Consider the following 18,125-nt stretch of genomic DNA (forward strand, 5'->3'; position numbering starts at 1 on the left):
TTAGTGATGGTATATATCTTCATACATTACTCCTGCACGGATTTCCACGGGAAGTTTATTCTCCTCAGGAACAATAGGGCAATTGTAATCGTAAGCATTATATGCACAAAAAGGATGATAAGATTGATTAAAATCAAGTACAATAGTGTTCCCTTTCGGAATTTTCAGATCCATATATTTTCCTCCTCCATAGGTTTCCTTTTCATTGGTAGCGTCACGGAACGGAAGAAAAAGGTAATCTTTGTATTTTTCCTGTTTAATTAAAGCCAGACTTTGGTACAATGTTACAGTATATGACTTACCATCCAATGTAAAAGTTGCTTTTCCATATTCCTGATATGTCTTTGTTTTCCCTGAAGAAGTGGGAAGTTCAAAAGGTTTTGTATCTTTTGATTTAACAAATTCTGCCGTTACTCTATATTTGGCATCAAAAGGGAAGAAAGGGTGTCCTTTAAAATTTTTAAAATTATCTCCTCTTAATGGAGTCTCTTTTGGATTGAAGTATTCAGCATTAAGTTCTTTCTGAAATTTCTGAACATCTTTCTCTTCCTTTGAAATGGCTTTCTGAGAAAAAGCCCATAATGGCAGGAGTAAAAAGAGTACTATATATTTTTTCATGAATATAAAATTATAAGTAAAACTATGAATTTTCGGAACAACAAAAGTTAAAATTCTAATAAAAAAACATAATCTGTTTTAAATAAAATAAGCCCCTGCTGATCTAGCATACTTTTTGAAAAGCAAAGTTCATGGACAGAAAAAACTTCATCAGGACCAGTGCATTGGCGATATCAGGTTTCTATTTTCTTCAATCTGAATTATTCCGGGCTGAGGAAAGAAAAAACAGCCAGATCAAAGAGAATACTGATGTTCCCATTATAATCATCGGCAGCGGATATGGAGGTGCTGTATCTGCATTACGTCTTTGTGAAGCAGGAAAAAAAGTAGTGATGCTTGAAATGGGTCTTAACTGGGAAAAAGCAGGAATTCCGTTTTCCAATCTGCTGAAACCTGGGAAAAGCTCGGCCTGGCTGAAAAAGAAAAGCATTGCACCTTTCATGAATATTTTTTCTTTGACTCCTTTTACCGGAGTATTAGACCGTCTGGATTTTGATCATATCAATATCTGGTTAGGAAGAGGCGTTGGCGGAGGTTCTCTTGTGAATGGCGGAATGGCTGTTACTCCCAAAGAAAGTTATTTCAAAGAAGTTTTTCCGGATCTTGATGCTGAAAAATTCTACAATCATTACTTTCCTCTGGTACGGGAAGAACTCAAAGTAAATGTGATTGACGAACAGTTTCTGAAAGACTGTCCTTATTATAAATTCACTCGGGTAGGCGAAGAAGAGGCTCATAAAGCTGGTTTTAAAACCATGAGAGTTCCGAATGTATATGATTTTAAGTATATGGAAAAAGAATTCCGGAATGAAGTTCCCCGCTCTGCCCTTAATACCGAGGTCATCTATGGCAACAATCACGGAAAAAACAGTTTGGATAAAACTTATCTCAGAAAAGCGATGGAAACCGGAAACCTGGAAATCCTTGATCTTCATCGTGTCCAAACGATAAAACTTAATGATGATAAAAGCTATACATTGAATGTTCAGCAGATTGATACTTCAGGAATTCCGGTTGCTAACAAAGTTTTCAACTGCAAAAAGCTGATCCTTTCTGCAGGAACCATGGGAACCTTACAGCTTCTGTTACAGTCTCATGCAGAAAACAATTTTCCTGTTCATGAAAAGATCGGAAAACAATGGGGAAACAATGGAAATTTTATGACCGGAAGAAACTGGGTAAAACCTTTGTCAGGCGGTACGGGAGCTAAGCAATCTACTATTCCTGTAGGAGGAATTGACAACTGGGACGATCCGGAACATCCGTTTTTCACAGAAATTGCCCCTTTACCGATGGGAATGGATGTCGCTACGGCTTTATATCTGCTGATCAACAGAGTCGATAAAAAAGGGGAAGTTACCTACAATAAAGCCAGCCAATCCCTGACTTTGAACTGGAACGAAAGCAATACCGCCAAAATGAAAGAAAATGCCCAATATTTTATCCGTAAAATGAATAAAGCCAATGGCGGAACCAGAAGCCATCTGCTTTTCAACAATGGTTTCGGAGCTGATATCTGCTACCATCCGCTTGGAGGATGTGTTTTGGGTGAAGCTACCAACGAATTTGGAAAGCTAAAAGATCATGAAAACCTGTATGTTCTGGACGGATCATTAATTCCCGGAACCATTGGTGTCAATCCGTTTGTCACCATTACCGCTATTGCAGAATATTGTATTGAAAACCTGATTAAACAGAATGAATTTGTCTGAAATCAGGGCATTGAATGTACTTCTGTAAGATAGTTCCGGATATCATCTTCCAGCTTTACCGGATAGATAAAATGAAGCTTTTCAGCCAAATAAGTTCCCAGTTCATGAACCAGATCCGCATATGTAAGCAGAGCTTTCCAGTTTTCTTCAATATCATTTCCTGAGAAAGTGCCTTCCACTTTATTCCATAATTCCGGGGATAAATATTGTTTGAAAAGTCTTCCGTGTTTATTGGTTGTAATAGTGTCCCAGTCATGATTTCCGGCAATATACCATTCGATCAAAGGAACGAGATAATCTGTACGCAGGACATTTTCAGACATAAATTTGGCATAAAACATATCACCGCGTTTAAGGCATTTTGCCACATAGGTTGTATCCCACCAGAAGTCATTGATCAGCTGTTGAAATTCTTTTTCCGCAGGCTGATGGATCATGATCGACTGATAGGTTGGCGGTTTCATATTTCTTGTCAGACCATCTTTATCTATTAAAACCTGATATCCTACATCCCAATCTTCGGGAAGAGTTTCTTCATTGACTTCTTCAATAAATTCAGACACCTGATACAGTTTAAAATCAACTTTCACATGGTCTCTGTACAAAACCATTTTCATAGCATGTTTTCCCTCAAAAACATGGTCATCTTCTTCAATCATGGAAATAGGATCACCAAAAAGCCTGGTCCATTCATTTCCGGATTCATAAGATTTCCTGTTTTCAAAAACAAGTTCTACATCAAGATCACTAAAATCATCTACAGGAGCATAAGGGTTTACCAATGAACTGGTAAGAAGAACAGCACGGATGTCCGGATTGTTTTCAGCCCAATGAATAATATGTTTCAGTTTTTCTTCCCTTATTTTCATATTTATCAGAATTCTGATATTTTTACCCGATACACATCGGAAGAGTTTCTTTTAATTGATTCTACAAAAAAGCCGCCTTCTTCAGGAATTACTTCTTTTAAATCAAAACTTTTACAGTCCTTCGGAAGCCCTGAAAATATCAGGGTAAACCAAAAATCTTTCATAAAAGGAACCGGCGTCCAATAAGGAGAAATTGAAATATTTTCTGCGTGAATCAATTTACTTCTATGCTCAGACTGGTTGTCAAAAAGATAGGTCGAATGCCAGATCCTGATGAGATTTCCCAAAAACGGCGATGCTGGAAAACAACAGTGTACGATCACCTGTTTTTCTTCTTCCGTTTTTGCCTTAAGAGATTCCAGGATTTCCTTTGCAATAACAGGTTTTACAATTACTTCTTCCACCTTTTAATAAGTAATAAATAATGAGCAATGAGTAATAGATCTGCTACTCATTGCTCATTATTGGTATTAATATTCTAATTCTAATTTTTCTTTTGTATAATTCCTCACCTCATTGGTCAGTTCAGGATTTTCGGCCAGCTTTTGTCCATAGGAAGGAACCATTTCCAGCAGTTTCCCTTTCCATTCGCCATGAAGTTTTTCCGGGAAGCATTTTTCCAGTACGTTCAACATAGCATATACTGCTGTGGACGCACCTGGTGAAGCTCCCAGCAGAGAAGCGATAGTCCCGCTCTTATTCACTACCACTTCAGTTCCGAATTCCAGTTTTCCCCCTTCTTTTTCATCTTTTTTGATGACCTGAACCCTCTGGCCTGCTACTTTCAGCTCCCAGTCATCTTCTTTAGCATCTTTGATAAATTCTCTTAAATGCTGCATCCTCTGGGATTTTGTCATAGCAACCTGCTGGATAAGGTATTTCGTCAGAGGAATATTGTGCCACCAAGCTCCGAAAAGTGATTTCAGGTTTTTGGTGTTTACACTTTCAGGAAGATCAAGATAGCTTCCCTCTCTCAGAAATTTGGTGGAGAACCCTGCAAAAGGTCCGAAAAGAAGTGCTTTTTTCCCATCAATAATTCTAAGGTCAAGGTGCGGAACAGACATCGGCGGAGCATCTACTGTAGCCTGTGTATATACTTTAGCCTGATGTTTTTCTACCAATTCCTGATTATGGCTTACCAGCCACTGTCCGGAAACCGGAAAACCTCCGTAGCCCTCACTTTCTTTAATATCTGAACTGTCCAATAACGGAAGCGCATATCCTCCTGCTCCAATGAAAACAAAGTCTGCAACAACTTCCTGTTTGTGACTATGAATTCTGTCTTTTACCTTCATTCCCCATTTCCCATCTTCTCTTGGATCTATGTCTTTCACTTCGTGGTATAAGAAAACTTCAACATTGGAATCTTCCAGAAGATGTCTTCCCATTTTTCTTGTCAGTGTTCCGAAGTTCACATCCGTCCCCATATCCATTTTCGTTGCTGCCATTACTTCAGACTGATTTCTTTTGCTCATTACCAAAGGAATCCATTCTCTCAGTTTCTCGTGATCTGTAGAAAATTCCATTCCTGAGAAAAGAACAGATTCTGCCATTTTATCATGGCGTTTTTTAAGATATTCAGCATCTTTTTCCCCGAATACCAGACTCATATGAGGGCAGGAATTGATAAATTCTTTTGGCTCATGAATATAACCTTTAGTGAGCAGATAAGCCCAAAATTGTTTTGAAATTTCAAACTGTTCTGCAATGCTTTCTGCCTTGGTGATATCAATAGACCCATCCGGTTTCTCCGGGGTATAATTTAGCTCACAAAAAGCGGAGTGCCCTGTTCCGGCGTTATTCCATGCTGCTGTACTTTCTTTGGCAAACCTTCCCAGTCTTTCAAAGATTGCAATTTCAAGATTTGGATCAAATTCATGAAGCAGCGTTGCTAAAGTGGCGCTCATGATTCCGCCGCCTATCAGTACAACATCATATTTAGGTTTCGGTGTTCTGCTTGTAAGCGATTGTGACATAATTTTAAATTTTACTTCAAATTTCGGGAAAAGTTTTAAAAACAGGAACGCGTTTAACGATTTTAACATGTTATTTTTTACAGCAAAAATACTTCTTGAGTATACAACAAAAAGCCATGGAAAATTTCAATAAAACATCATTGAAATGATTGATAATATCAGGTCATTATGCTCTCTTGGATCATCAAAAATGAGCGCAAAAAAAACTTAAGCATTGGAATGCTTAAGTTTCGGTTAATTTTATTTTACAAACAAGGTTTTGGCAATAAAGACCTGTTTTTTAATTCAATTTTGCCGTCAGTTTTTTAAACTGTTTTTCTGCATTTTTACCTTCATAAAGAATGGCATATACGGTATCTATAATTGGAAGTTTAAGATTCTTCTGCTTTGCTGTTTTATAAATAGAATCTGCAGCATAGTATCCTTCCGCCACCATATTCATAGACTGAATGGCAGATCTCACGGTATATCCTTTTCCGATAAGGTTTCCAAGGTTCCTGTTTCTTGAGAAAAGTGAATAAGCAGTTACCAGCAGGTCTCCCAGATATGCACTTTCATTCACATCTCTCGGTGCTTCATAGATGGCTTCCAGGAAAGCTTCCATTTCACGGATTGCATTGGAAACAAAAACAGCGGTAAAATTATCTCCATACCCTAATCCACTTGCGATTCCCGCTCCTATCGCAAAAATATTTTTAAGAATAGCACTGTATTCATTTCCTAAGATATCTTTACTTGTATGTACTTTAATAAAGTCTGAACTGAAAATTCCTTCAAGTTTTTCAGCCGTTTCATCTTCTACTGCCGCAATGGTAAGGTAAGAAAGTCTTTCCATTGCTACTTCTTCTGCATGACAAGGCCCAGCAATAACCGCCTGATTTCTGAATCCGATTTTAAATTCATCACGCAGATAATGGGCTACTACATCATTTACTTTAGGAATAATTCCTTTAATTGCAGAGATAAAGATCTTATCTGAGTAATCACAGGTCATCTTATCCAGTGTATCAGACAGGTAAATAGACGGGGTTGCCAGAACAATAACGTCACAGGCAGAAACCAGTTCGTTAATATCCGTTGTTAATTTTAAGCTTTTCAGATTAAAGTGAGCAGCTGTAAGATAAGTCGGGTTGTGTCCACGAAGCTCGATGGCTCCTTTTACAAATTCACTTCTTACGCACCAGTGTACAACTTTACAGTTTTCAACAAGCATTTTTACGATAGCGGTTGCAAAACTTCCGCTCCCTACAACTCCTACAGAAATATCCTTTTTATTCTTTTTTGGATTCGAAGATTCTGAAATAATTTTCTTTTTAGCCATAATTGGAATGTGAACTGCAAAGATATTAAAACAAAGACGTAACGAAGGCTTTGAAACTATGATAAACACCATTTTCTGAAAAAATTAACATTCCAACACAATTAAACAGCTAATTAACCGTTAAATACAGAAAAAACTGAATTTTAATTAAAAATAACCCACAAAGCTTATTTTTAATTAAATTTGCAGCTTCAAAACCGTTTTAAATTTTACTAAGAGAAGAAATATGAAAAAATTTCTAAACAGCAAGAAGAACGTAAACATTCTCCTGGGAGGACTTTTGCTAGTAGTTTTTGCACAAGGTGTCTTCATTGCAAAGCTCTTTTCTGAAAGGGACGACAAAACCTACGAAGTTAACCTTGTAAAAATAAACACTGAAAAAGACAGTGTAGATTATCTAAAAATGAAAACTGATCTTACTCTCGTAGATCAGACAGTTGCTCAGCTCAACTCCTTCCTGAAGTCCAAAGACATTACCAACGAAAAGCTGATGATGCTCAATCAGGACAGTATTTCAAATTCTATTTATCTTTCCAAACAGGCCAACCGATACAGTCAGTATCTGATGGATCTTCAGAAAAAACTGATGCAGGTTCCTTTGGGTATGCCTACAGACGGATATATTTCCTCTAATTTCGGAGTGAGAAAAAACCCGATTCCGTTCAAAACTGTTTTCGCATCGGTAAAAACAAGTGCAGCCACAGAAACAAAACCTGTAGCGGTTGCAGCCGCAAAACCTGAGGTAAAAGCTGAACCTGTTGAAAAAATTGTAGAGCTTACAGACAGTTATGGAAATAAAAGAGAAGTAAAAGTGATGGTTACCCCAAAAGCTACACCCATGGCTGCCTCCTCTGCTCCTGCGACTACAAAATCAGTTGCCGGAACTACAACAACCAAAACTGTTGCTGCTGAAAAAAACAATCCCCCTGCCGAAGCTGATCAGATGCAGTTTCACAAAGGGCTGGATATTGCCGTTGCCTATGGTTCTGATGTAAGAGCTGCGGCTGCCGGAACAATTATTTTTTCCGGACAGAAAGGTGGCTATGGAAACTGCGTAATTGTTTCTCACGGAAACGGACTGGCTACGCTGTATGGACACTTATCTCAACTTATATCTAAAGTGAATGATAAAGTAAAAGTAGGCCAGGTAATTGCTAAATCCGGAAATTCAGGACGCTCTACAGGTCCTCATCTTCATTATGAAGTACACAAAAACAATACTCCGATTAATCCGAAATTGTTTATGAATCTATAAAAAATAAAGGCTGTTCACATAGAACGGCCTTTTATTTTTAATGTTAATCTGCCTGATTTTATGGAAACTCAATATTCAAGAGTTTTTTTGTCTTTCTGTCGAATGCCATATTGATAAAAGGAAAAACTTTATCTCTTACTCCTACTTCTCTAATGACAACAATGTGTCCCAAATTGGAATCTTCAATGAATTCAAATCCCTGGAACTGTGTTTTTTTAATCGGTCCTGCTATAGAATCCATTCTGGAAAGGACCTCTTTTGCCATTTTCTCTTTAGGTTTAAATTTAGGATCAAACATTTCAAGAATTCCGTTGTAATCTTTTTTGAGCAGAAATGAATTCACCTTTTCTACTTCCGGATATATATCTTTTACTTCCTGCAGTTCTTTTTGGGTGAATGATTTTGTAAAACTGGCGCCATCAGATAAAAGTAATTTTGTTTTGATAACATCATATTCTCCAGGTTTCTGATTCTGAAAAACTATAAATGCAATATTGGCGGCATTGGATATCGCTCTTTGAGGCTGGCTATTGATGAGTTTACTGTCTTTAACCTCCACTTCAAAAAAATCGCTGGATTTTCCATTCAACGTTTGCACTCCTTTTAACATTTCAGCATGGCCCCCATAAAATTTAAGAATTTCGTCGACAGATTTTTTATCTTCGGATGTAGTCGCTAGTTTACCACAGCTAAATAAAAACAACAGCAACAGAAAAGGCAGAATTTTAATTGATTTCATGAGTTATTATTTGATTTTAAAAATAAGCTACAGATCTTCTTCTCTTTTTAAAAGAATGATTTTCTGCAAATCAAATATAACAAAAAGTACATGCAAAATTTACATGTACTTTCAATTCTTACCATTATTTCAAAATTTTAAGAGTTCCTTTCGGATGGGTAAACGTACCGTCAGGGCCTGCAATATTTGAATAGATAATATTTTTATTATAATCCTGAATATTGACTACATTGAAGCCAAGATGCGGTTCGTGCCAATAGACCATAAATACATTTTTTGCTACCTCTACGGCTGTGTATTCTACAGTATCCGTTGCTCCTTTTACATCTCCTTCCGTGCCTACAAAAGTCATTGTTTTGTTATCCTTAAAATCAAGAAGGAATTTTATTGCTCCAAAGTCCACTTCAACCTTATGACCAATTGCAGGGTAAGGATATTTTAATGTCCATTCCATTTCTCCCAGAAATACTTTTACTCCCATTTCTAATTCGTCTTCCCCGGGAAGGTTTGGATATTTACTTACCATATATTTTATGGCTGCATCTGAAGATTTATTTTCAGTTACTGCTTTTTTATAGTTTTCCAGATAGTTTTTAACAAAATCGAGAGAACTTGGAGAAAGGGATAGTTTTGCAAAGTGAGATGGAACTACCTGCTTAGGCTGCAGAGATTTCATTTCATTAATCTGGTCAATCCACAAATCAATTGCTTTTTCATTTTTTGTATCCGCAAGCCAAAGGTGAGAATCTGTGAAAACAGAAATTCCGCCTACAATTGTTTTGATGGAAGGAATCCAAAGGAAACTATGAGCTGGATCTTCAGGATTCTGTCTGATTTCTATTTTATTTCCTTCCAGATCAGGTATTGCATTCACAGCTTCTGGTACAACCATCTCCGAAGGGGCATCTGATTTCAGCTTTGGACCCCATACTTCCAGTTTATTATCTTTTGATGCTGAGACCAGATAAGCTGTCTGAGCCGTTGAAATAATTTTTGCATTTGGAAAGGCTTTTTTGATTGCGCCAAGACCAAAATAAAAATCCGGATCACTCTGAGAAATGTAAACAGTTGTTAAATTCTTTCCAGTTGCCTTTACTTCTTTAATCAACTGCTCCACATACTGTTTTTGGAATTGTGCATCAACAAGTATCGCATCCTTATCACCATAGATGATGGTTGATGTAACAGAGAAAATGGCTTTTGTACCCGGATTATATACCTTGATCTTTAGGTTCCCAGCCCATAAAATACTGGCAAAACCCAATAACAGAACTGATGAGAAAATTTTTTTAAGCATCATTTTTGATTTTTTTTAGTGATTTTACATTTTAGTTGATTAATAAGCAGCAGTAAAACGTTCTCTAATGTGTTTATTCTGCTCCAATTCATCCACCAAAACAACGGCAACATCTTCTACAGAAAGAATACTTCTTCCGTTTTCATCAAATACCGGAGTTTCTAATGAAGTTCTGTATTTTCCTGTTCTTTCTCCCACATTTGCCTGGTTCATTTCTATTGCAGGACTGAAGTATGTCCAATCCAGAGTTTTGTTTTCTTTGATTTTGTTCAGATAATCTCTTGCTGCTGCAGCACCTGGTTTGTAAGCTTCAGGGAAATCCGGAGTATCTACGATTTGTACATTATCCGGAGTGTAAAGGCTTCCTGCTCCCCCTACTACAATAAGTCTTTTTACCCCAGACTGTTCTACTGCTTTTTGAATACTCTCAGAGCCAGTCAAAAAATCATTGTAAAGATTGGGATTCGTCCATCCTGCGTTGAAGGTACTGATTACAGCATCGCTTCCTTTTAATACTTCAGCCAATTCATCTACATTGTTTACATCAATACTTTTTGCCGTTACATTCTCCTGTGATTTTACTTTAGAGGCATCTCTTACCAATGCTTCTACAGCATATCCTCTGTCTGCTAATTCCGCTACTACGTGTGCTCCTACAAATCCTGTTGCACCAATTACTGCTACTTTTTTCATAATGTTTTATTTTTAAATTAAATTGTAATAAAATTTATTACATTTGAAGTTAAAAAATTTTTATTCGAACTGGTCAGCGAATTCCTGTAATGACTTGTCTCCTAAAAACTTTACTACCAAATGATCTGTTTCTTCAAATAATGTATTTAAATGAATGTTAATTTCCTTACCAACACTGCATGCCGGATTGGGATTCTGATTTTTTTTACCTAATACTTCTGTATTTTTTACTGCTTTATAGATTTCCGAAATGGTAATCAATTCAGCATTTTTTCCAAGCTGACTTCCTCCTTCTTTCCCTTGTCTGCTATTAATCAGACCTACTTCTCTCAATACGCTGATCTCCTTTCGGATAATCACCGGATTCACATTGATACTACCGGCTATCCACTCGGAAGTAAGCCACTCCTGAGGGCTCTTCGCCAATAATGTCATGATATGTATTGCCGTAGCAAATCTTGTATTGTTCATTATAATTACATTGCAAAGGTAAGCATTTTTTTAAATGTAACAAATTTTATTACAGTTAATTTTTTCTTAAAGGATTAATTTATCCAGATCAAGCAGCAGATAATTGATATTCTGATTGATAGTACGGGTTGCAGACTGCATCTGATTGAGCATGGCAGCACGGTTATTAAGATCATCTGCTCTATAAAATCCTCCATCACTGAAGATCACAGACTTATCTGCAGCTTCTTTTACATCATCAAACTGATAGTGAAGCCATCTTTGTTTCATATTTCCGATAATAGAGTATTCTTCTTTGTTGGAAAATTTTTTCTCAGTATACATATACCAGATAAAAGGAGGAAAGTTGGGAGACTCCAGTTTTTCTCTCCAGATATCCCTCAAAAGATTTCTCTGGTGGATAAATTCTACTTTTTTTCCTTTGGGATTAAGGGTTGCCAAACCAAACCCTGCTCCTAAAACACCTCCACCAATACCTATGGCATTATCCCAGCCGTCACTTTTCACAATTCCTCCCGCAATGGATGAGGCTGCTCCGGCAATGATGGAATATAAAATCAGTTTATTGTTTCTGGATGCATTCAGATTATCCACATAACTTCCGATCTGAGCCACCCGCTCTCCTTCACAGTCGAATTCCGCCGCTACGGCATCAAGCTCTGTTAAAGCAATGGTAATTCTGCTGTTAATTTTGGTTTTAAGCTGCAATATTTTCACCTGTGAAGTGAGAGAAGAATCCTTTTTAAGTTCGATAATTTTGTGTACATCATCAAGATTACCCAATGCATTTAAAATTAAAATACTTTGATCAGTAAACATTCCACTGAGTTCTTTATTCGCTGTTATAATAGAATCAGAATTATAAGACGGAAGTTTATTATTGTAATTGTATTTAAAGGGAGCTTTACAGTAACTGTCCTTAAGGGTAAGAATATTCTGCTGGATCGCCTGGTTTTTTTTGGAAACACAGGACACCAGTAAGCTAACCACAGCGAAAAGGTAGAAGAGTTTTTTCATTCAGTCATATTTTTGTGTAGCCGAAACAATTATAAAACAAATCTTTTTCTGCCACCTTTGCTTTACAATTTACCAATACGAATATAGTACAAATAAAAAAAATTACCTGAAATCAGATAATTTTTTAATTTATTTTTAAGAAGGACTATTTAATGTCCAGCAATTCTACTTCAAAGACAAGTGTACTGTTTGGTCCGATTTCTTTGCTGATTTCCTGATCTCCATAGGCTAAATGCGGTGGAATAATCAATCTCCATTTACTTCCAACCGGCATTAGCTGAAGTGCTTCTGTCCACCCTGAAATCACTCTGTTTAAAGGAAAAGATGCAGGCGTACCTCTCTTTACTGAGCTATCGAATACTTTACCGGAAATAGTGGTTCCGTGATAGTGGCATTTTACCGTAGACTTAGGTCCTGGTTTCTGGCCATCTCCTTCTGTAATGATCTCATACTGTAATCCGCTTGGTAACTGCACAACGCTTTCTCTCTTACCATACTCTTCCATATATTCTTTACCATCTTTCAGGTTCTTTTCTGCCAATTCTTTTTTACGTTTAAATAACATATCTGCTACTCCCATATTATAATTTTTTTACAAAGATAAGGCTTTTTAGGGTTGGAAGATGGAAGCACGATGAGAGAAGGTTAAAAATCCGAAGCATTTTCCTACCAAACGATATGTTTTTAATTTATTCTTATTAAAAAAAGCTAAACACTAATAATCAATAAGTTAAATAGCTTATTTTTTAATATTCATTAATCATATTGTCTTACATTTCCTTATTTTCAAACATCTTTTCCACAAAATTCAAATAATTGTAATACTTACGTAACACAGATTTCGAAACTTGGCGTTATAATTGAATTTTAAAAACTAAATGCCAAATCCATTAAAATATAATAAGAAGTTTGATGAACTGAATGAAGAGGAAAAAAAACTTCTGGAAATCAATAAAAAAACAATTGCTGATTTTGTTGAGCAGTCCTCTTCCATCAGTGACATCAATTATGCAACCCGGAATGCCCATGCTAAAACATATGCTGTAGCAAAGGGAACGTTCTGGATTGAACCTGACATCCCGGAGTCTCTGAAACCTTTCTTTGACAAAGAAAAATTTGATCTGACCATCCGGTTTTCCAATGCTCAGCTGAAAATTCAAAATTCAAAAAAAGATATTCCTGCTTATGGGTTTGCCGTACAGATAAGAGATGAGAACGGCGGATTGCTTGCCAATTATCCATTGGTGAATTTCCCTTTGTTTCCTATCCATTCTGTTTCTACTTTTCTGAAGTTGTTTACTGCTGTCAATAAGTTTTACATCAAAAAATGGAGCAGTTTGTTTCCAATGCTTTTTCAGATAGCTAAAATAATTCCTTCATTATTAACAAGTGATATGGTTCGCAATATGATCAGACTTATTGGGAAAAGAAATGATTTTATCCTGTCATTTGATTATTATTCTGTAGGAGCTTACCGTCTGGGAGATCAGGTTATTAAAATAAAGCTATGTCCTCAATCTGTGGATAAAAATATTGGGAGAAAGCAAAAGATCAAGGATTCATTAAAAAATTACCTTCAGATGCATGATTTTGCAGCAGATGTTCTGATACAGATTTGCTATGATCTAAAAGATCAACCGATCAACCGACTTAATGTTGAATGGAAAGATTCTCCATTTATTAAAATTGGTGAGGTAAGAATCAACAAAGATTCCTTATTAGATTCACGCAATTGTACGAACGAGCTTCTTTCATTCAATCCTTTTGAAAGTAAAATCTTCTTCCAGCCCGTAGGAAAAATACAAAAACTGCGTGATGAAGCTTATAAAGTTTCTGTACAGACCAGGAGAAAGATTAATAAGCTACTGCATGGGAAAAACGGGTAGAATGAATAATGATGAATTATAAATGATAAATTATGATTTTTTGAATGTAAGGTTAAAAGATTTTATTCAACTAAAAATTTAAAGACTGTTGTTACAACAGTCTTTAAATTTTATCTGAACTTTCGATCTTCTTCTTTAATGGCCAAATCATTAATGCTTGCATATCTTTTCGCCATCAGCCCGTTTTCATCAAACTCCCAGTTTTCGTTTCCATATGCCCGGAACCAGCTGCCATCTTTTGTCTGATATTCATATTCAAAGCGAACAGCAATGCGATTATCAGTGTGTGCCCAATACTCTTTTTTAAGCTTATAATTAAGCTCCTTTTCCCATTTTTTCTGAAGAAAAGCTACAATTTCTTCTCTTCCATTCACAAATGTATCTCTGTTTCTCCATTCGCTGTCGATGGTATATGCTTTGGAAACTTTTTCAGGATTCTGAGTGTTCCAGGCGTCTTCTGCCATTTGAATTTTCTCCAGTGCCGTTTCAAGGGTGAAAGGCGGAAGCGGATGTTTTCGTTCCATAACTTATTGTATTAAATTGGTTGCTATATTTTTTGATTTTTCAATTAATTCATTAGATCTGAAAAGCTGACTTTCTATAATACTGCTTTCAAAAAGCATATAGACATGATCGGAAAGAGTATTATCATTCAGTAATTCTAAAAAAAAGTTTCTGAGATCTGATTTATGAGACTGAATAACAGTCAGGATTTTAATATTATCCATTGGGATTTCTGATAAAATATTCAGGAAGCTGCATCCCCTGAAGTTTTCCTTATCGTTCATATAAACCAGAAAATCGAAAGCCTTGATAATTTTAGAATCTGATTTTTTTTCTTTTGCTAAGAAGTTATTGAGTTCATTGAACCAATATTCATGTCTCACCTTCAGAAATTCTACACACAAATCTTCTTTGGATTTAAAATGCTGATAGAAGCTGGCTTTGGCTACTTCTGCTTCAGAAATAATCTGGTTGATTCCAGTAGAATTATAGCCCTGATTGGCAAACAATTGAAATGTAGTTTCTATGATTCTTTCTTTTGGAGACTTCATTTTGCTTTCTTTTATGAAACAAAGGTATGAAAAAAAACAAAGAACAGACCAGTCTGTCTGTTTTATTTTTGAAAATATTTTTTTGAGAATTTTGGAAAGCGCAAAGGCGCTAAATTTTTAATTGGTAAAGCATAGTAAGGACGCAAGGATTTTATCTCCGATAAAATTGAATATCGCTAATAATATGGTTCTGAATTATGCAAATAATTAGTAGGTATCCTTGAGGAAAATATTTTGATAATCTGATTCTCTTTATCTCAAACCTTATAGGTTTTTGAAACCTATAAGGTTTACATCTTAAAAATTCAACGGTGCTGAAAATCTATGATGTTCTTACACCTTAAAAAACATCATTAATACTAATAAACTTTAGCGCCTCGCCTTTGCGTTGTCCAACAAAGAATACGAATAGAAAAAGCCTCCAGAATTACATTCCAGAGGCTTTCATTTTATTTTAAATATGATTATTTTTCTTCCAGTTCTTCTTTCTTCTCTTCTTTTTCAGGGAAGATAATGGATAAAAGAACAGAGATTACCAATACTCCACCTACAATTCCTAATGAAACTGGAGATGAAATATGAATCCATGGTGCGATAAGCATTTTAACCCCAATAAAGGATAGGATAATAGCCAATCCGTAAGGAAGTTTACTGAACATATGGATAAAGTTCGCCAATAGGAAATACAGTGATCTTAATCCTAAAATCGCAAAAATATTTGATGTATAAAGGATAAATGGATCATTAGAAATCGCAAAAATAGCCGGAATAGAATCTACCGCGAAAAGAACGTCTGTAAACTCTATAACTCCTACTACCACTAAAAGGGGAGTTGCCATTTTAATTCCGTTCTGAATGGTGAAGAATTTATCTCCATCATAGTTGTCGGAAACTTTCCAGAAACTCTTGATCAGTCTTGCTCCTGCTGTATTGCTGTAATCTTCATCGTCATCATCGTCACCATCACCCCAGGATTTGATTCCCGCATACACAAGAAATAATCCAAACAGCGCCATCACAATGTTGATTTTCACTGCTTCTCCGAAGATATTCATTTCAGGAAGATACGTCAGATTGATCAATCCTACTCCTGCAAAGATGAAAATAGCTCTGAAGATCAGTGCTCCAATGATTCCCCAGAAAAGAACCTTGTGATGAAGGTATTTCGGAACTTTAAAAAACCCGAAAACCAGGATAAATACAAATAAGTTATCCACCGACAGTGCCTTTTCAATCCAATAGGCTGCCTGATATTGTGTAAATTTCTCTATTGCCAAAGCATGGCTTTCAGGACTGCCATCTGTATTGAATACCCAATACACCACTCCTGAAAAAACCATTGAAAGCGAAATCCACACGATAGACCATATGGTAGCTTCTTTGGAAGAGACTTCATGACTTTTTTTATTAAATACCCCTAAGTCCAGGAGCAGCATGATAACGACCGTTACTGCAAATCCCCACACCAGACCTGGGTGCAGTTCTAAAATACTTTGATGTTCCACTTGAGTTATGTTATTATATGATAAAAGCAATAGATGTACTGGGTACAAATATTGCTATTTTATTTATCTTTTGATTTACAATTGATTATAGGTAATTCATCTGAACTGTCTGAACCGTCTGCTCCAGCTTTTTGTCTGCAGTAGGATCTCCGATCGCATTGAATTTCCACTCTCCGTTTCTCTTATAGAAAACACCCATTACCATGGCAACATGTCCGCTGAAAGAAGCATCATTGGCAATATCATATTTTGCAAAAACTTCTCTTACGTTGGTAGGGGATCCTTCATAAATACGGATAGAAGCAAAAGGAATTGTTCCGAAATCCTGGCCTCTGTAGCTGTTCAGTACCATTGCCACATGCTCTACATTTGGTTCCAGCTGGCTGAAATCTACAGTGATCACCTCGTTATCCAATCCGTCATCTCCATCTACGTCACCGGTAAGGTCATCTCCACTGTGTCTTACAGATCCGTTTCTGGATTTAAGGTTTCCAAAATAGATTACTTCTGTAACATTTTTGTTTGAATCATATAAAATACAGCTTCCATCTAAGTCTACTGCTTCTTTTTTAGTTCCAAAAAATCCTTTTTTCTCAATTGCTCCCCAGTTGATTCCAACACAAGCTTGGGAAAGCTCAGCTCCATTTTCTTTTTTAAGGTTGATTCTCTGACCTTTTTGTAAGTTAATAGCCATCTTTGTATGTTTAGTTGTTATTTACTATTTTGCAAAAAAGTGTATCTTCTTTGCTTTTCAAATTTCGTCTTAGTTATTATTCAAATTCAAATTAAGCATTGCCCGCAGAATATTTGTTTCTTCATCGAAGTCAAATATTTTGCTCATAATATCCATATTTTCCAGGTTTTTGATATAGTCTTTCAAAACACCTTCTACTTCTGGTGGTAATGTACGTTTTCTTTCGTTCATACTGTATTCCAGTTGTTCATTTTTACTTCTCAGCTGATCGATAATAGAACTCTGATTAGATTGATTTTCAGAAATATCAAGCTTATCCAATTCTTTGTCAAAAAGATACAATTTCTTTTCGTCTACACTGAAAATAAAATGATCATCAGACTGAAAGATTTTGAAAAGCTCATAATCATGGGTTCCTATAAGGTATCCACAAACAAAACGGACTTTAAACCCTTGTATATTGAGTCTTCCCAACAGCTTTCTTTCAATTGAATAATCTTTATACTGATAAGCCGGAAAAGAACCGGATTTCAGCAGCATTTCATCTGCATCTGTCCTGTAAAATTCCTGGGCATATTTTTTATGAAAGTACAGTACATTATCCCAATTGGCTGTAAAGCTGTCTTCAGTAAGATCTTTATACAGTCTTTTCAGATGTTGGGAAAATACACCGCTGTACATTTTCCTGTCGGTCTGAAAGCTGTCTACCTGTCTTTCTTCAAAACCTGAAATATATTTACTGTTGATGTTAATTTCATTGATGACCGCCAGCATATCATTTTCTTTCTGCTTTTTAATTTTAGTCAGAAGCTCTATGAGGCTGTCCGTATACTGCAGGTGAAAAAGTTCCAGTTTATTGTAATCTAAAGCCGTATTTTCCTGGAACAGATTGTGGATAATATCTGTTTTGATATAAATTGATATTATGTCAATATGTTCAAAAAAATTCGCGAGAAGCTTAAGCTTTGTTAATCTTCTTTTGCTTTGCGACAATATGGTTGCTGCATCATCCCCCAC

At 36.1% G+C, this 18,125-nt stretch carries 19 protein-coding genes; 3 read left to right on the plus strand and 16 right to left on the minus strand.

The features are described from left to right. Entirely contained in the window at positions 1 to 618 is a 618-nt protein-coding gene (locus tag OL225_RS17830) for a DUF1684 domain-containing protein (protein ID WP_264519117.1), read from the minus strand. 131 nt (positions 619 to 749) lie between these two features. On the opposite strand from OL225_RS17830, the gene OL225_RS17835 reads away from it, so the two are divergent. Continuing rightward, positions 750 to 2,330, plus strand: coding sequence for a GMC family oxidoreductase N-terminal domain-containing protein (locus OL225_RS17835; protein ID WP_264519118.1), 1,581 nt, complete (start codon positions 750 to 752; stop codon positions 2,328 to 2,330). A 2-nt stretch (positions 2,331 to 2,332) separates the two neighbouring features. Here OL225_RS17835 and OL225_RS17840 read toward each other — a convergent pair whose 3' ends face one another. The 4 genes from OL225_RS17840 to OL225_RS17855 all read right to left on the minus strand — a co-directional run bounded on the left by OL225_RS17840 (position 2,333) and on the right by OL225_RS17855 (position 6,496). Next, positions 2,333 to 3,199 carry an AadS family aminoglycoside 6-adenylyltransferase gene (locus tag OL225_RS17840; RefSeq protein WP_264519119.1) on the minus strand — a complete coding sequence of 289 codons (867 nt, stop codon included), beginning with the start codon at positions 3,197 to 3,199 and terminating at the stop codon, positions 2,333 to 2,335. A 5-nt stretch (positions 3,200 to 3,204) separates the two neighbouring features. Continuing rightward, entirely contained in the window at positions 3,205 to 3,603 is a 399-nt protein-coding gene (locus OL225_RS17845) for a hypothetical protein (RefSeq protein ID WP_264519120.1), read from the minus strand. A 66-nt stretch (positions 3,604 to 3,669) separates the two neighbouring features. Beyond that, positions 3,670 to 5,175: a malate dehydrogenase (quinone) gene (mqo, locus tag OL225_RS17850; protein ID WP_047377817.1), complete on the minus strand. Its 1,506-nt coding sequence runs from the start codon at positions 5,173 to 5,175 to the stop codon at positions 3,670 to 3,672. Positions 5,176 to 5,455: 280 nt separating this feature from the next. Next, a complete protein-coding gene (locus OL225_RS17855; protein WP_149835180.1) occupies positions 5,456 to 6,496 on the minus strand; it encodes an NAD(P)H-dependent glycerol-3-phosphate dehydrogenase in 1,041 nt (346 codons plus the stop codon). A 226-nt stretch (positions 6,497 to 6,722) separates the two neighbouring features. On the opposite strand from OL225_RS17855, the gene OL225_RS17860 reads away from it, so the two are divergent. Then, complete coding sequence (locus OL225_RS17860; protein WP_264519121.1) at positions 6,723 to 7,751, plus strand: M23 family metallopeptidase; 1,029 nt, start codon at positions 6,723 to 6,725, stop codon at positions 7,749 to 7,751. Positions 7,752 to 7,809: 58 nt separating this feature from the next. On the opposite strand, the gene OL225_RS17865 is transcribed toward OL225_RS17860, so the two are convergent. The 6 genes from OL225_RS17865 to OL225_RS17890 form a co-directional block, all read right to left on the minus strand. Next, positions 7,810 to 8,490: a hypothetical protein gene (locus OL225_RS17865; RefSeq protein WP_264519122.1), complete on the minus strand. Its 681-nt coding sequence runs from the start codon at positions 8,488 to 8,490 to the stop codon at positions 7,810 to 7,812. A 124-nt stretch (positions 8,491 to 8,614) separates the two neighbouring features. Next, a complete protein-coding gene (locus tag OL225_RS17870; protein WP_264519123.1) occupies positions 8,615 to 9,790 on the minus strand; it encodes an MBL fold metallo-hydrolase in 1,176 nt (391 codons plus the stop codon). Positions 9,791 to 9,826: 36 nt separating this feature from the next. Beyond that, positions 9,827 to 10,480: an NAD(P)-dependent oxidoreductase gene (locus OL225_RS17875; protein ID WP_047377813.1), complete on the minus strand. Its 654-nt coding sequence runs from the start codon at positions 10,478 to 10,480 to the stop codon at positions 9,827 to 9,829. 60 nt (positions 10,481 to 10,540) lie between these two features. After that, positions 10,541 to 10,951: an Rrf2 family transcriptional regulator gene (locus OL225_RS17880; protein ID WP_047377812.1), complete on the minus strand. Its 411-nt coding sequence runs from the start codon at positions 10,949 to 10,951 to the stop codon at positions 10,541 to 10,543. A 66-nt stretch (positions 10,952 to 11,017) separates the two neighbouring features. Further along, positions 11,018 to 11,968, minus strand: a complete 951-nt coding sequence (locus tag OL225_RS17885; RefSeq protein ID WP_264519124.1) for a hypothetical protein — start codon at positions 11,966 to 11,968, stop codon at positions 11,018 to 11,020. Positions 11,969 to 12,113: 145 nt separating this feature from the next. After that, the gene (locus tag OL225_RS17890) at positions 12,114 to 12,548 is read right to left on the minus strand and encodes an FKBP-type peptidyl-prolyl cis-trans isomerase (protein WP_052184755.1); all 435 of its coding nucleotides are present in this window, start codon (positions 12,546 to 12,548) and stop codon (positions 12,114 to 12,116) included. A 298-nt stretch (positions 12,549 to 12,846) separates the two neighbouring features. Here OL225_RS17890 and OL225_RS17895 point away from each other — a divergent pair, with 298 nt between their 5' ends. Further along, positions 12,847 to 13,854, plus strand: a complete 1,008-nt coding sequence (locus tag OL225_RS17895; RefSeq protein WP_264519125.1) for a catalase — start codon at positions 12,847 to 12,849, stop codon at positions 13,852 to 13,854. Between the two features lie 110 nt (positions 13,855 to 13,964). On the opposite strand, the gene OL225_RS17900 is transcribed toward OL225_RS17895, so the two are convergent. From OL225_RS17900 to OL225_RS17920, 5 genes are all read right to left on the minus strand, one after another. After that, positions 13,965 to 14,378 (minus strand): nuclear transport factor 2 family protein, encoded by a 414-nt coding sequence (locus OL225_RS17900; RefSeq protein WP_264519126.1) that lies wholly within the window; start codon positions 14,376 to 14,378, stop codon positions 13,965 to 13,967. Positions 14,379 to 14,381: 3 nt separating this feature from the next. Then, entirely contained in the window at positions 14,382 to 14,909 is a 528-nt protein-coding gene (locus OL225_RS17905) for a TetR/AcrR family transcriptional regulator (protein ID WP_264519127.1), read from the minus strand. A gap of 464 nt (positions 14,910 to 15,373) precedes the next feature. Then, positions 15,374 to 16,414, minus strand: a complete 1,041-nt coding sequence (locus OL225_RS17910; RefSeq protein ID WP_264519128.1) for a TerC/Alx family metal homeostasis membrane protein — start codon at positions 16,412 to 16,414, stop codon at positions 15,374 to 15,376. Positions 16,415 to 16,499: 85 nt separating this feature from the next. Then, positions 16,500 to 17,108, minus strand: a complete 609-nt coding sequence (locus OL225_RS17915) for a TerD family protein (RefSeq protein WP_047377806.1) — start codon at positions 17,106 to 17,108, stop codon at positions 16,500 to 16,502. Between the two features lie 69 nt (positions 17,109 to 17,177). Then, the gene (locus OL225_RS17920; protein WP_052184754.1) at positions 17,178 to 18,125 is read right to left on the minus strand and encodes a hypothetical protein; all 948 of its coding nucleotides are present in this window, start codon (positions 18,123 to 18,125) and stop codon (positions 17,178 to 17,180) included.

The sequence above is a fragment of the Chryseobacterium viscerum genome (assembly GCF_025949665.1).
Lineage (GTDB): Bacteria > Bacteroidota > Bacteroidia > Flavobacteriales > Weeksellaceae > Chryseobacterium > Chryseobacterium viscerum_A.